A 14405-nucleotide genomic window follows, 5' to 3' on the forward strand; every position below is an offset into this window, starting at 1 on the left:
CACGAGATGCTCGTCGGTGGAGGCGCCGTTGCCGTCGCACAGGTGCACGCTAGTCCAGTCCAACTTTCAGGACGCAACATGGGGCCTCAGCCTATCGCCGTACAGTTGACCCATGTCAGCAGCACCGTCAGCAGTCCCCGCACCCGACGCCGGCCCGGACACCGGGGCGGTCTGGCACTACGGCGACCCGCTCGGTGAGCAGCGGGCCGCCGCCAGGGCGGCCATCCTCGTCGACCGTTCGCACCGGTTCGTGATCACCCTGACCGGCAAGGACCGCCAGACGTGGCTGCACAGCATCTCCAGCCAGCACGTCAGTGCCCTCCCCGACGGCGCCGTGACCGAGAATCTGAGCCTGGACCTGCAGGGCCGGGTGGAAGACCACTGGCTCCAGACCGAGCTGGCGGGCACCACCTACCTCGACACCGAACCGTGGCGGGGCGAGGCGCTGCTGGACTATCTGCGCAAGATGGTGTTCTGGGCCGATGTGCAGGTGGAGCCGGCGGAGCTGGCCGTGCTGTCGCTGCTGGGCCCCGCGCTTTCCGGTGAACCGGTGCTGGCCGCCCTGGGAGTGCGGGCACTGCCCGACGAATCGTCGGCGGTGCCGGTCGCCGGCGGCGGGTTCCTCCGGCGGCCGCCCGCCGCCGGGCTCGAACTGGACCTCGTGGTCGGACGGGACCGGGTCGACGAGTGGGCGGGCCGGCTGGTCGACGCGGGTGTCCGGCGGGCCGGCGTCTGGGCCTATGAGGCACACCGGGTCGCGGCCCGACGCCCGCGCCTCGGGGTGGACACCGACGAACGCACCATCCCGCACGAGGTCGGCTGGATCGGCACGGCGGTGCACCTGGACAAGGGGTGCTACCGCGGCCAGGAAACCGTCGCCCGCGTGCACAACCTGGGTAAACCGCCCCGGATGCTGGTGCTGCTGCACCTCGACGGGGAATCCGACCGGCCGGCCACCGGGGATCCGGTACTCGCCGGCGGCCGCACCGTCGGCCGGATCGGCACCGTCGTCGAGCATGTCGACGACGGGCCGATCGCCCTGGCGCTGCTCAAGCGTGGGCTGCCCGCCGACACCGCGCTGTCGACCGGCGGGGCGGTCGAGGCGGCCGCGGCCATCGACCCCGAATCGATGCCACCGGCCGATGCGGTCGGCGCCGGCAGGCTCGCGGTGGAACGGCTGCGCGGCCGATAACACCGCTGCCGAGCCGCCGGGCGCATAAACTCACCCGATCACCGGTGTCGTGAGCACGGTCACGGCATGCGCGTCGACATCCAGGTAAGGGTCATGTCGCCGCGCGGTGAAGTGCGGTTGCGGCGCCCGATCCACCTGCTCGGAGCAGGGCCTGCCAGCACTTCGCGAGCGGGCACGGTAAAGTGTTGGCAGGACAATAAAGACACACAGATCGGAGCCGCCTAGCAATTGGGCCGCTCCGTTATTGCGCGAGGGGGTCCCCCCATGGGCCGCGGCCGGGCGAAGGCAAAGCAGACCAAGGTTGCACGTGAGCTCAAGTACAGCTCACCGCAGACCGATTTTGATCGGCTTCAGCGCGAGCTGTCGCACGATACTGGCGTCAACGAGTCCAAGGACTCCGACGACGACTGGGCGAGTGAGGACGACTGGCGGCGCTGAGCCCGCCGTCGTCCTCAGACCCCGCCTCTCCTAGAACCGCGGGTGCTGGCCGACCAACTGGGCGCGCACACTGTCCTTGCCGCCCTTTTCGACGGTGCCAAGCGTCCAGCAGTCGAGGTGGCGTGCGGTCAGCACGGCGAGCGCGCGGTCGGTGTCCTCGGGCGCGACCACGGCGATCATGCCGACACCCATGTTGAACGTCTTCTCCATCTCGGACCGCTCGATGCGGCCGCGCTGGGCGATCATCTGAAACACCGGTGCCGGCGTCCAGGTGCCGCGATCCAGTTCGGCGGTCAGCCCGTGCGGGATGACCCGCTCCAGGTTGGCCGCCAGGCCACCCCCGGTGACGTGGCAGAAGGTGCGGACCTGGGTTTCGGCGGCCAGCGCCAGGCAGTCCTTGGCGTAGATCCGGGTGGGCTCGAGCAGTTCCTCGCCGAGGGTTCGGCCGAACTCCTCGACGTGGCCCGCCAGGTTCATCCGGTCGATCTCCAGCAGCACCTTGCGGGCCAGCGAGTAACCGTTGGAGTGCAGGCCGCTGGAGGCCATCGCGATGATCACGTCGCCGGGCCTGACCTGGTCCGGCCCGAGGACGTCGTCGGCCTCGACGACACCGATGCCGGTCGCCGAGATGTCGTAATGGTCGGGCTCCATCAGACCCGGGTGTTCGGCGGTCTCGCCGCCCAGCAGCGCGCACCCGGCCAGCACGCAGCCGTCGGCGATGCCGGAGACGATGGCGCTGACCCGTTCCGGGACGGTGCGCCCGACGGCGATGTAGTCCTGCAGGAAGAGCGGCTCAGCCCCGCATACGACGAGGTCGTCGACCACCATGGCGACCAGGTCCAGCCCGACGGTGTCGTGCTTGTCCATGGCCTGCGCGACGGCCAGTTTGGTGCCCACCCCGTCGGTCGACGAGGCCAGCAGCGGCTCGCGGTATCCGCTCCGCAGCGCGAACAGTCCGGCGAACCCGCCAAGACCGCCGCGCACTTCCGGGCGCGTCGCCTTCGCGGCGAGTGGTTTGAAGAGTTCGACGGCACGGTCACCGGCTTCGATATCCACCCCGGCCGATGCGTAGGAAATGCCGTGTTGTTCGGCGATGCCGTGCTGTGCGGCGCCTTTAGTCATCGCAAGCCAGGCTACCGCCCCGCGGACCTGCCGGTGTGCGCCAGGACGAGTTAGGGCCTGCGTAGAGCCGAGGCGTTGTCGTTGTCGGCGTGGATCGGCAGGCTCCTCGCATGCGCGGTGGCCAGCATGTGCTCGATGACGTTCTTGCCGAGCGCGGTCTCCCCGGGGAGTTCGATCGGGTAGACCCCGTCGAAACAGGCCGAGCACAGCCGGGTCGCGGGCTGCTCGGTGGCCGCGATCATGCCCTGCTGGGAGATGTAGCCGAGGGTGTCGGCGCCGATGGCGTGCCGGACCGCCTCCAACATCTCACCCTCGTGTTCGCGCGGTGCGGCGTTGGCGATCAGCTCGGCGGGCGTGGCGAAGTCGATCCCGTAGAAGCAGGGCCACTTGACCGGCGGGGACGCGATCCGCACGTGCACCTCGAGGGCGCCGGCCTCCCGCAACATCCGCAGCAGCGCCCGCTGGGTGTTACCCCGCACGATCGAGTCGTCGACGACGACGAGCCGCTTACCGCGGATCACCTCTTTGAGCGGGTTGAGCTTGAGCCGGATGCCCAGCTGCCGAATCGTCTGCGAGGGCTGGATGAAGGTCCGGCCCACGTAGGCGTTCTTCATCAGGCCCTGACCGAACGGGATGCCCGACTCCTGCGCATAGCCGACCGCGGCCGGCGTGCCCGATTCGGGGACGCCGATCACCAGGTCGGCGTCCACGGCATGTTCGCGGGCCAGCCGGCGGCCGATGTCGACCCGGGTCGCGTGCACCGACCGGCCGCCCAGGGTGCTGTCGGGCCGGGCCAGGTACACGTATTCGAAGACGCACCCTTTGGGGTTCGGATTGGCGAAGCGGGTGGAGCGCACCCCGTCGGCGTCGATGGCCAGCAGTTCGCCGGGTTCGATATCGCGGACGAACGAGGCGCCGACGATGTCGAGGGCGGCGGTCTCGGATGCGACCACCCAGCCGCGGTCGAGCCGGCCCAGCGACAGCGGACGCACGCCGTACGGATCGCGGGCCGCATAGAGGGTGTTCTCGTCCATGAAGGTCAGGCAGAAGGCGCCGCGCACGGTGGGCAGCAGTTCCAGGGCGGCCTGTTCCAGGGTGGCGTCGGCGGCACCGTGGGCCAGCAGCGCGCCGAGGATGTCGGAGTCCGTGGTGGCGGTGGGCGCACCTTTGCGGTCGATCAGCCCGGCCGCACGGGCCCTGGCGGCCAGTTCGGCGGTGTTGACCAGGTTTCCGTTGTGTCCGAGCGCGACACCGGTGCCCGCGGCGGTGTTGCGGAACACCGGCTGGGCGTTCTCCCAGGTGGTCGATCCGGTGGTGGAGTAGCGGCAGTGCCCGACGGCGACGTGGCCCGGCATGGCGGCCAGGGTCTGCTCGTCGAAAACCTGGCTGACCAGGCCGAGATCTTTGAACACCAGCACCTGCGAGCCGTCGGCGACGGCGATGCCCGCGGCCTCCTGCCCGCGGTGCTGCAGCGCGTAGAGGCCGTAGTACGTGAGCTTCGCGACTTCCTCACCCGGAGCCCAGACCCCGAATACGCCGCATTCTTCACGTGGTTCGTTTTCGAGGTCTTGACCAGTCACGATAGGGGCTGCTCCCGGGGCGGCGGTTGGTGACATAACCGAGTCTACGGTCAATGGGTGGCTGCGACGGAATCGAACCGCCCGTCGGGTGCCGTGTTCTGCAACAGCGCCCACCCCGATCGCATTTCCGGCGGTGGGGTCAGCCGTACCCCGATCCGGCGGGATAACCCCATCGACCCCGATACAGCTGGGACGTAAGTATGGAGCTGTGACGCGTGAACTCTTGGCGGAGCCGGCCGCCGCCCCACCCGAATCCCCCGCGACACCGTGGGGACCGGTGACGAAGATCGCATTCCGGTTCTGCTTCGTCTACTTCGGCCTGTTCTGTCTGATGTTCGCCCAGATCGTCTTCGCGTTCACCGGCATCGCCGGCCTCTGGCTGCCCCAGGACGCGGTGCTGTGGCAGCTGATGGCGCTCGATCCGGTGCTCAGCTGGGTCGGGCGCGCGGTGTTCGGGGTGGATGTGCACTTGCAGCAGAATTCGGGCAGCGGCGACCAGGCGGTGATCTGGCTGTTGCTGTTCTGCATATTGGTGGTCGCGCTGATCGCCACCGCGGTCTGGTCGGTGATCGACCGGCGGCGTCCCGACTATTCGCGGCTGTGGGCGTGGTTTCTGACGTTCGTGCGACTATGCGTCGCCGGGCAGATGCTCTTCTACGGGTTCGCCAAGGTCATCCCCACCCAGATGCCCGCCCCGCCGCTGACCGCGCTGCTGCAGCGCTACGGCGATCTCAGCCCGATTTCGGTGCTGTGGCTGCAGGTCGGAAGCTCCTACCCGTACGAGATCACGCTCGGTGCGGTCGAGGTGCTGGCCGGCGTGCTGCTGTTCGTGCCGCGCACCGCGACGCTGGGGGCTCTGGTCGGCGTGGTCAGCATGGCCCAGGTGTTCCTGCTCAACATGACCTTCGATGTGCCGGTGAAGATCCTCTCCGGGCATCTGCTGCTGATGGGCCTGCTGCTGCTGGTTCCGCAAACCCGGCGGTTGGCGAATATCCTTGTCCTGCAGCGTTCCTCGGAGCCGGCCAGGCAGCCCGAACTGTTCGCCGACGCCGGGAGGAACCGCAGGGCCGCGATCGCGCAGGTGGCGCTGGGGGTCTGGATACTGACCGGGTGCGTATGGTCCACCTGGCAGGCCTGGGGCGAGGCCGGGGGCGGTCGCCCCGAACCCCAGCTGTACGGGATCTGGGCGGTCCGCGAGTTCAGCGTCGACGGCACCGTGGTGCCACCTCTGACGACCGATCCGATCCGCTGGCAGCGCATGGTGGTCGACCAACCCGGTGTACTCACCTATCAGCGGATGGACGGTGAGCTGGTCACCACACCCGCCGAAATCGGTTCCGACACCATCGCGTTGTCCGGGACGGACGGGAAGGCGCTGGGCGATTTCGCGGTGGCACGTCCGGAATCGGAGCAGCTTCGGCTGACCGGCCGGCTCGACGGCCGCGCGGTGCAGATCTCGCTCGATCAGGTCGATCCGAACGAATTCACCCTGCGCAATCGGGGATTCAACTGGGTTCAGGAGGTGCCGTACTTCCGCTGACCCGGCCCGCCAACCCGACCAACGGCAGCCAGTGCCCGATCTCATCGGCCCGCGACCCCGACATCTGCACCGCGGTCCCGGCGTCGGCGATCCGGCGCAGGCCGGTGGCCAGCAGCAGCCAGGTGCGGGGATCGGTCTCGACCACGTTGGGCGGGTTGCCGCGGGTATGCCGGGGGCCCGAGATGCACTGCACGGCAACGAAGGGCGGTATCCGCACCTCGACACTGGCGCCGGGGGCGATGGCGGCCAGGGTGCGAGCGGTCAGCCGCACCGCTTCTGCCAGCTCGGCGCGGCCCGGCTCGGGGTGTTCCGGGTCACGCAACCATTCGGCCACCGCCGCCACCGCTTGGGCGGTCTTCGCCGGATCGGCAGTACGTCGTGCGGCCATACCTTAGTGTCGCAAAGTGTCTGTCGATCGCCACAATCCGCCGTACAAGGCGGCTGGGGCTGTCTTCATGGCGATCCTCGCGCTGGTCCTCACGCTCATCGTGCTGCAATTCCGGGGCGCGTTCGAGGCCCGCACCCAGCTGACCCTGCTGGCGGCACGGGCCGGCCTGGTTCTCGACCCTGGGTCGAAGGTGACGTTCAACGGGGTGCCGATCGGGCGGGTCGCGACGGTCAGCACCGACGGCGGCGACCCGCTGCGGGCCAGGGTCCTCCTCGACGTCGCCCCTCGCTATATCGGCCTGCTGCCGGCCAATGTGGAAACCTCGATCCAGGCGACGACGGTGTTCGGCAACAAGTACGTCGCGTTCCGATCACCGGAAAAACCTAGCCCGGAACGGGTTTCGGAGAGTGTCCCGATCGACGTGACCGGGGTGACCACCGAGTTCAACAGCCTGTTCGAGACCATCACCGCGATCTCCGAACAGGTCGATCCGATCAAACTCAACCAGACCCTGACGGCCACCGCGCAGGGGTTGACCGGGCTCGGCGACAAGTTCGGCAGATCGCTCGTCGACGGCAATGCCACTCTGGCCGATCTCAACTCACGGATGGGGCTGCTGCGCCACGACATCCGCGGGCTGGCCGATCTCGGCGAGATCTACGCGAACGCGGCTCCCGACCTGGTCGACGGCCTGCAGAACGCGGCCGGGACGGCCGCCACCCTCAACGCCCGGCGCAGCGACATCGACGCGGCCCTGATGTCGGCGATCGGCTTCTCCGGCACGGCCACCGACATCCTCGAGCGCGGTGGACCCTACCTGCAACGCGGCGCGCAGGACCTGATCCCGACGTCGAAACTGCTCGACGACTACCGCGGCATGATCTTCTGCACGCTGCGCAACTATCACGATGCGGCGCCCGGTCTGCGGGAGGCGTTCGGCGGCGACAACGGCTACTCACTGGAGTCCTACGGAACGCCGTACAGCATCGGTGCGGCCAACGCGTACATCTATCCGGACAATCTGCCCCGGGTGAACGCCAAGGGCGGCCCGGAGGGCCGACCGGGCTGCTGGCAGAAGATCACCCGCGACCTGTGGCCCGCGCCGTACCTGGTGATGGACACCGGCCTGTCGATCGCGCCGTACAACCACTTCGAGTTGGGTTCGCCCATGTTCGTCGACTACGTGTGGGGCCGCCAGATCGGTGAGCCGACCATCAATCCCTGATGTTGACCTCAATCGTCGTTGAGGTCATACCGTCGGCGTCATGACCTTCAAACCATATGAGATCGCGTTCCTGAACGAGACCGATCTGGGGCGGCTGGCCACCGTCCAACCCGACGGAACCCCGCAGAACAGCCCGGTCGGGTTCACCTTCAACGAACAACTCGGCACCATCGATATCGCGGGCTATCGGATGTCGCACAGCCAGAAGTTCCGCAATATCGCCGGCAACGACAAGGTCGCCTTCGTCGTCGACGACATCACCTCGCGGGATCCGTGGCGGGTGCGCTGCCTGGAGATCCGGGGCACCGCCGAGCAGGCCCTGGTCCCCGCGGGGACCGGCGGCGCGGGCGACGAGCTGGACACCGCGATCATCCGGGTGACTCCGCACAAGATCATCAGCTTCGGCATCAACGACCAGGTCACCGAACCGCACCAGCTGGTTGCCGATATCCGCACGGTGTGAGCCCATACGCCGTTTTCGACACCAGGGTCGTGATCACGGCCTCAAAGCAGCCCTGATGTCGAAATCGGCATTCGATAGGCAAGGGCGGCCACCGCGCCCGCCTCGTTGATCGACAGATGCGCCAGGATCGGCGCGGCCAGGCTGCCCGAACGCTGCGCCAGCCAACCGAACAGCCACCCCACCGCCCCGGTCACCAGGACGGTACCGAGGACGGGCTCACCGGCGCCGCGGGCATCGGCGACGTGGGACAGCCCGAAGGCCGTCGCCTGCAACAACTGACCACCCGCGGGCCCGAATGCGCCCGCGCCCAGGTGGGCGAGCGCACCCCGGAACGCCGCTTCTTCGGACCACACCGTCCCGACCGGGATACCCAGCAGCAGCCAGCCCACCGGGCCGGACGGCGGCTCCCGGCGCCGGATCTCGGTGCGCACCACCGGAACAGCGGTCGTCGCCGCGATCCCGGAGGTGAGAACCCCGGCGACCGCCCCACCGAGCCGCAGGCCCGACCACAGCTCGGGCGGGCGCAGGCCGGGCCGCGCCCCGGTTCCGACCAGCAGCCCGGTCGCCAGCACCGCACGCAGCAGCGGCCGCCAGCGGGCCGGCAGCGCCGGATCCACCAGGCCGTTCACGGCGACCAGGCCCACGGCCAGCGACAGGGCCCGAAATTGGCTGCGGGTCATCAGTATTCGGGACCGTCTTTCCCCGCGGTCTGCTGCAGCGCGAAGCGCACCCGTTCGGTGTCGCGGGCGGTCCAGCCCTCCGGCGGGGCCACCGCCACCCAGCCGTCGAGCACCGATTCACCGTAGTTGTGCCCATGCCCGGCCGGGACACTCGATGCGTTGGTCATATCGGCGGCCACCTGCCAGAACGTGATGATGGGATACCAGCGCATGGACACCGTGCGGTCGCCGACCGGCGACTCGACCAGCCAATCCGGCCGGGAGAACAGCAGATCCGTCGACCACCAGATGATCGGGTCGGACGGATGCTGCAGGAACAGCACCCGGGTGCCCTCCCACGGTTCGGCGGTGTCGCGGGCGATCTCGGCCGCATCGGCGCCCTGCGAGAACCGCACGGTGCGGCCGTTGTCGTAACGGGGCAGCACCTCAGGGGTGCCCGGGTCGCGGCGCACCGTCAAGCCGTGCCAGAGCGGGCTGGCGTTGGGCGGACCGACCCACAACACCGAGGTGAAGCCCATCCTGGCGATATCGGGCAGCCAGTCGAACGCGCCCTGGCCGGCCATCGACCCGAGACTTTCGCCGTACAGCATCAGTTCGGGGCGGTGATCGGGGGGCAGCCGGTCCCAGCGGGCATGGATCGCCTCAATCATCGCCCGGCCGACCTGCATGGATATCCGCCGGTCCCCCATGAACGAAATCCAGCTCGGCAGATAGGAATACTGCATGCCGACGGTCGCGGTGTCGCCGTTGTACATCAGCTCGATCGCCCGCGCCGCGACCGGGTTGATCCACCCGGTGCCGGTGGTCGGAACGATGATCAGCACCTTGCGGTCGAAGGCGTGGGTGCGCTCAAGTTCGCTGAGCAGCACCGCGATCCGTTGCTCGTCGGTGTCGGCGGTCTGCAGGCCGGCATAGACCCGGATCGGCTCCCTGGCCGGACGCGCGTTGAGCCGTTCGAGCTCCTCGGCGTGCGGGCCCGTCGCCACGAAGTTGCGTCCCTGGAATCCTAGCGAGTCCCACGGCGCGAAAGACTCTGGGCTACCGGATCTTTGCGGTTGGGACGGCCGGCTGAGGCCTTCCCGGGTCGTGGTGTTCTGCGGCTGGAAGACCCGGCTGGCCCCGAGCAGGAAACCGCGGTAGAGCACGCCGTTGACCAGGCTGATCACCAGCACCACCACGATGGCCGTACCGATGAACTGGGCCATCTCACGGTGCAGATGCCAGCGCCGGATGAACACCTTGGCCAGCAGGCGGATCGCGTCGCGCAGCACCCTGGCCGTCGCGATCAGGGCACCCGCCACCGCCACCGCGATGATCAGGGTGCGCAGATAGCCCAGGGTGGCCGGGCCTTCGATGCCCATCAGCGCCGAGACCTGCCGTTGCCAGGCGGCGGCGGGGATGAGCATCAGCACACATGCCGTCGCCGACCCGGCGATCAGGAACGTCTTGGCCCACAACAGCGCCCATTTGCCGGGCGGCCACCAGGATCGGGTATGTAAAACGAAGCGGTACAAGGCCTTTCCGAGGATGACGCCCAGTCCGTAGCCGATCGCTGCGTTGATCCCGCCGATCAGGCCCGCGAACAACCAGTCCCTCGGCAGCAGTGACGGGGTCAGCGAAAGGCAGAAGAACAGTGCGCCGACGGCGATGCCGGCGAAGTCGAGACGGACCAGGCTCCAGGCCCAGAGCAGCAGGGGGTGCGGGGATGCGCGGTGGTTCTGGGTCCTCACCCGAACAGTCCGGGCAGCACGCCCTCCGACGTGCTGCGCAGTTCGGTCAGGGTGATGCTGAACTGACCCTGGACTTCGATCTCATCGCTGCCCTGGTCGGTGACTCCGACCCTGGCCACCGGCAGTCTCCTGGCCTCACACATCGAGACGAACCGGCTCTCCTCGGTCCTCGGCACCGCGACCAGCACGCGCCCGGCCGACTCGGAGAACAGTGTCACGAACGGGTCGGCACCTTCCGGAAGCACGATCCGGCAGCCGGTTTCACCCGCCAACGCGGCCTCCACCACGGCCTGCATCAGGCCGCCCTCGCTCAGGTCGTGCGCCGCCGATACCAGCCCGTCGCGGGATGCCGCGGTGAGCACCTCCGCCAGCAGCTTCTCGCGGGCCAGGTCCACCGTCGGCGGCACCCCGCCGAGGTGGTCGCCGGTGACCTGCGCCCAGATGGAGCCGTCGAACTCGTCGCGGGTGTCGCCGAGCAGCAGCAGGGTCTCACCGGGCTCGGTGCCCAGACCCGTTGGGATACGGCGCTTCACATCGTCGATCACACCGAGCACCCCGACCACCGGGGTGGGCAGGATCGCGGTGGCACCGGTCTGGTTGTAGAAGCTGACGTTGCCGCCGGTCACCGGAATACCAAGGGCCGCACAGCCGTCGGCGAGGCCCCGGACCGCCTGACTGAACTGCCACATGACCGCCGGATCCTCGGGGGATCCGAAGTTGAGACAGTTGGTCACCGCGACCGGGGTGGCCCCGGTGACCGCGACGTTGCGGTAGGCCTCGGCCAGCGCGAGCTGCGCACCGGCGTAGGGGTCAAGCTGGGTGTAACGGCCGGACGCATCGGTGGACACCGCGATACCGCGGCCGGTGGTCTCGTCGATGCGCAGCACGCCGCCGTCGGCGTGTTCGGCCAGCACGGTGTTACCCCGCACATAGCGGTCGTACTGTTCGGTGATGAACGCCCGGCTGCACAGGTGCGGGCTGCCCACCATGGCGAGCAGTGTCGCGCGCAGTTCCGCACCGGTCGTGGGCCGGGGCAGCTTCGCCGAGGTGTCGGCGATCAGCGCGTCCTGGCTGTCGGGGCGGGCGACCGGGCGCTGATACACCGGGCCCTCGTGGGCCACGGTGCGCGGGGGCACGTCGACGACGGTCTCCCCGTGCCAGGTGATCTGCAGCCGGTCGCCCTCGGTAACCTCACCGATGACGGTGGCCAGCACCTCCCATTTACGGCACACCGCCAGGAACGCCTCGACGTTGTCCGGGGTGACCACCGCGCACATGCGTTCCTGCGATTCGCTGGACAGGATCTCGGCGGGGGTCATGTTCACCGCGCGCAGCGGCACGGTGTCCAGCTCGACCCGCATTCCGCCGTCCCCGGCGGAGGCGAGTTCGGAAGTGGCACAGGACAGTCCGGCGCCGCCCAGGTCCTGGATACCGACCACGAGGCCGGCCGCGTACAACTCCAGGCAACATTCGATGAGGACCTTCTCGGTGAACGGGTCACCGACCTGAACGCTGGGCAGCTTCTTGCGGCCCGCCCCGGTCTCGTCGCCCCCGAAGGTGTCCGACGCGAGCACCGACACCCCGCCGATGCCGTCGAGTCCGGTCCTGGCGCCGAACAGGATGATCTTGTTGCCGGTCCCCGAGGCGAACGCCAGGTGCAGGTCCTCCTTGCGCAACGCGCCGACGCACAGCGCGTTGACCAACGGGTTGCCCGCATAGGAGGCATCGAAGACGGTCTCACCGCCGATGTTCGGCAGGCCCAGCGAGTTGCCGTAGCCGCCTACGCCGCGCACCACGCCGTCGAGCACGCGGCGGGTGTCGGGGGCATCGGCCGCGCCGAAGCGCAGCTGGTCCATGACCGCGACCGGCCGGGCGCCCATCGCCATGATGTCGCGGACGATGCCGCCGACGCCGGTGGCCGCCCCCTGATAGGGTTCGACGTAGGACGGGTGGTTGTGCGACTCGACCTTGAAGGTGACCGCCCAGCCGTCGCCGATGTCGACGACGCCGGCGTTCTCGCCGATCCCGGCCAGCATGCCGGCCCGCATCTCGTCGGTGGTGGTCTCGCCGAAGTAGCGCAGGTGCACCTTGGAGGACTTGTAGGAGCAGTGTTCGCTCCACATGACCGAGTACATCGCCAGTTCGGCGTCGGTGGGGCGACGGCCAAGGATCTCGCGGATCCGCTGGTATTCGTCGTCCTTGAGGCCGAGTTCGCGATGGGGCTGGGGGTGTTCGGGGGTGGCGGCTGCCCGCTCCACCGAGTCGATGCCGTGGGTGAGCTCAGACGTCACGTGACCAGTTTAGTTTGTGGCCGCGCATAAGCGCGGGCGGCCGCGGGTGCGCCGACACCGTGGATGACCACGCTGCCCAGTACCGCGACCACCAACACCAGCGCCACGGTGTGTTCGGCCGCGCCGCCGAGGTCGTTGAAGGCCAGCAGTCCGAACACGATCGAGGTGGTGCCGCGGGGTCCCAGCCAGCCCAGCAGCAGCCGCTCGCGCCACGCCAGCCGGGAGCCCATCATCGCCAGCAGCACCGGCACGATCCGCACCAGGGTGAGGGCGAGCACGCAGAACACCACGAGACCGAGCGGCACACCCGACCCGAGGGCGAAGACCGCGGTGAGCCCGAACACGAACCACATCAGCGCCGCGAGCAGGAACCCGACGTCGTCGACGAGCTCGAGTTCGGTGGCGAACCCCGGCGAGGACCGCAGGTAGTTGAACGCGATACCGCAGACGAACGCCGAGACGAACCCGTTGCCGTCGACGCCGAGGCTGGCACCGAAGGCCAGTAGCGGTGCGGCCACCAGGATCACCCGTTTGGCCTGCGCGGTCATCAGATTGTGCCGTTCGGCGGCGTTGGCCAGCAGCGCCAGGGCCGCCCCGACCAGGACCCCGGCGATCAAGGCCTTGGCGGCCTGCGGCACCGCGGCGGCCAGCGCGTCCAGAGGGGTCCTGGCGTGGGTGTTCTCGGCGGCCAGCACCAGCGCGAAGAGGAAGATCGGTGACACGATGCCGTCGTTGTAGCCGCCCTCGACGTTGAGCAGGCCGCGGACCCGCTCGGGGATGCGCTCATCACGCAGCAGCGTCGAGGTGGGCGCGAAATCGATCGGCACCACGACGCACGCGATCACCAGCAGCGCCGCCCAGCCCAGGCCGGGCAGCAGCCACAGCCCGAGCGCCACCGAGACGGCCAGGCCGAGCGGCATCGCGATGATCAGCAGACGCAGCGCCGAACGCGGGTCACCGCCGAAAAGCCCGCCGCGCACCTCGGTGGCGTCGACGAACAGCAGCACCGCGAGGATGATCTCGGCGACATGTGCGGCGGTATCGGTGTTGAGGGTGTCGGCGAGCACGCCCTGCGTGGTGAAACCGACCGCCACCCCGGCCAGCACCAGGACCATCGCCGCGGTCAGCCGGAACCGTTCCAGCCCCCGCGACAACAGTGACCAGCCGGCCAGCACGACCGACACCGCGACCAGCGACAACAGCACGGCCGCGATCTTTCCAGCCGGTTACTGGGCCGCGATGCAGAACGCGTTACCTTCGGGGTCGGCCAGCACCACCCAGTTGAACTCCGGGCCGAAGCTGTGGCGGCCGGTCTCGGTGGCCCCGAGCCCGACCAGCCGGGCCACCTCGGATTCCAGGTCTCCGGCGGCGAAGTCGACGTGGATCCGGGTTTTCCCCGGGGTCGGGTCGGGGACCTTCTGAAACCCCAGCCGGGGCCCGTCCGGCCGGTTCAGCACCACGAATTCGCCAGGCGCAAAGGCATTCACCTCGCCTCCGACGGCCTGCGTCCACCATTGGGCGAGCGCGTCGGGATCGGTGCAGTCGAACGTGATCATTTCCACGGTGAGTGCCATGGCGCCGACCCTAGATCAGCCCGGTGACAGGAACTCCCGCAATGCCGCCGAATAGGCCGCGACGTCGTGGGCGCCCATGAACTCGCGGGCCGAGTGCATGGCCAGCTGGGCGGCCCCGACGTCGACCGTCGGAATGCCGGTGCGCGCCGAGGTCATCGGGCCGATGGTCGATCCGCACGGCA

At 69.0% G+C, this 14405-nt stretch carries 13 protein-coding genes and 1 pseudogene; 5 read left to right on the forward strand and 9 right to left on the reverse strand.

Annotation, left to right across the window (positions count from 1 at the left end; all coding sequences use genetic code 11):
* The first annotated feature begins 112 nt into the window (after positions 1 to 112).
* Complete coding sequence (gene ygfZ, locus ACWDTP_RS31880) at positions 113 to 1192, forward strand: CAF17-like 4Fe-4S cluster assembly/insertion protein YgfZ (RefSeq protein ID WP_450027213.1); 1080 nt, start codon at positions 113 to 115, stop codon at positions 1190 to 1192.
* Between the two features lie 264 nt (positions 1193 to 1456).
* Positions 1457 to 1630, forward strand: a complete 174-nt coding sequence (locus tag ACWDTP_RS31885; RefSeq protein ID WP_450027214.1) for a DUF3073 domain-containing protein — start codon at positions 1457 to 1459, stop codon at positions 1628 to 1630.
* Positions 1631 to 1660: 30 nt separating this feature from the next.
* On the opposite strand, the gene purM is transcribed toward ACWDTP_RS31885, so the two are convergent.
* Entirely contained in the window at positions 1661 to 2752 is a 1092-nt protein-coding gene (gene purM / locus ACWDTP_RS31890; RefSeq protein WP_450027215.1) for a phosphoribosylformylglycinamidine cyclo-ligase, read from the reverse strand.
* 50 nt (positions 2753 to 2802) lie between these two features.
* Positions 2803 to 4332 carry an amidophosphoribosyltransferase gene (purF, locus tag ACWDTP_RS31895; RefSeq protein WP_450027216.1) on the reverse strand — a complete coding sequence of 510 codons (1530 nt, stop codon included), beginning with the start codon at positions 4330 to 4332 and terminating at the stop codon, positions 2803 to 2805.
* A gap of 208 nt (positions 4333 to 4540) precedes the next feature.
* Here purF and ACWDTP_RS31900 point away from each other — a divergent pair, with 208 nt between their 5' ends.
* Positions 4541 to 5872, forward strand: coding sequence for a DoxX family protein (locus tag ACWDTP_RS31900; protein WP_450027217.1), 1332 nt, complete (start codon positions 4541 to 4543; stop codon positions 5870 to 5872).
* On the opposite strand, the gene ACWDTP_RS31905 is transcribed toward ACWDTP_RS31900, so the two are convergent.
* Positions 5838 to 6260, reverse strand: coding sequence for a sterol carrier family protein (locus ACWDTP_RS31905; RefSeq protein WP_450027218.1), 423 nt, complete (start codon positions 6258 to 6260; stop codon positions 5838 to 5840). The genes ACWDTP_RS31900 and ACWDTP_RS31905 overlap by 35 nt on opposite strands.
* Before the next feature lie 16 nt (positions 6261 to 6276).
* On the opposite strand from ACWDTP_RS31905, the gene ACWDTP_RS31910 reads away from it, so the two are divergent.
* Positions 6277 to 7485, forward strand: coding sequence for an MCE family protein (locus tag ACWDTP_RS31910; RefSeq protein WP_450027219.1), 1209 nt, complete (start codon positions 6277 to 6279; stop codon positions 7483 to 7485).
* Positions 7486 to 7525: 40 nt separating this feature from the next.
* Entirely contained in the window at positions 7526 to 7948 is a 423-nt protein-coding gene (locus tag ACWDTP_RS31915; protein WP_450027220.1) for a PPOX class F420-dependent oxidoreductase, read from the forward strand.
* Between the two features lie 41 nt (positions 7949 to 7989).
* On the opposite strand, the gene ACWDTP_RS31920 is transcribed toward ACWDTP_RS31915, so the two are convergent.
* From ACWDTP_RS31920 to ACWDTP_RS31945, 6 genes and pseudogenes are all read right to left on the reverse strand, one after another.
* Complete coding sequence (locus ACWDTP_RS31920; protein ID WP_450027221.1) at positions 7990 to 8628, reverse strand: Rv0804 family intramembrane glutamic endopeptidase; 639 nt, start codon at positions 8626 to 8628, stop codon at positions 7990 to 7992.
* Positions 8628 to 10358 carry an alpha/beta hydrolase gene (locus tag ACWDTP_RS31925; RefSeq protein ID WP_450027222.1) on the reverse strand — a complete coding sequence of 577 codons (1731 nt, stop codon included), beginning with the start codon at positions 10356 to 10358 and terminating at the stop codon, positions 8628 to 8630. The genes ACWDTP_RS31920 and ACWDTP_RS31925 overlap by 1 nt, the downstream gene beginning before the upstream one ends.
* Complete coding sequence (gene purL, locus ACWDTP_RS31930) at positions 10355 to 12625, reverse strand: phosphoribosylformylglycinamidine synthase subunit PurL (protein WP_450027225.1); 2271 nt, start codon at positions 12623 to 12625, stop codon at positions 10355 to 10357. Before purL ends, ACWDTP_RS31925 begins: the two co-directional genes overlap by 4 nt.
* Before the next feature lie 20 nt (positions 12626 to 12645).
* Complete coding sequence (locus ACWDTP_RS31935; RefSeq protein ID WP_450027223.1) at positions 12646 to 13854, reverse strand: cation:proton antiporter domain-containing protein; 1209 nt, start codon at positions 13852 to 13854, stop codon at positions 12646 to 12648.
* A 21-nt stretch (positions 13855 to 13875) separates the two neighbouring features.
* Positions 13876 to 14223, reverse strand: a complete 348-nt coding sequence (locus ACWDTP_RS31940) for a VOC family protein (RefSeq protein WP_450027224.1) — start codon at positions 14221 to 14223, stop codon at positions 13876 to 13878.
* A 15-nt stretch (positions 14224 to 14238) separates the two neighbouring features.
* A pseudogene (locus tag ACWDTP_RS31945) lies at positions 14239 to 14405 on the reverse strand (M18 family aminopeptidase); the annotation flags it as partial.

It is taken from the genome of Mycobacterium sp. NPDC003449 (assembly GCF_053588415.1).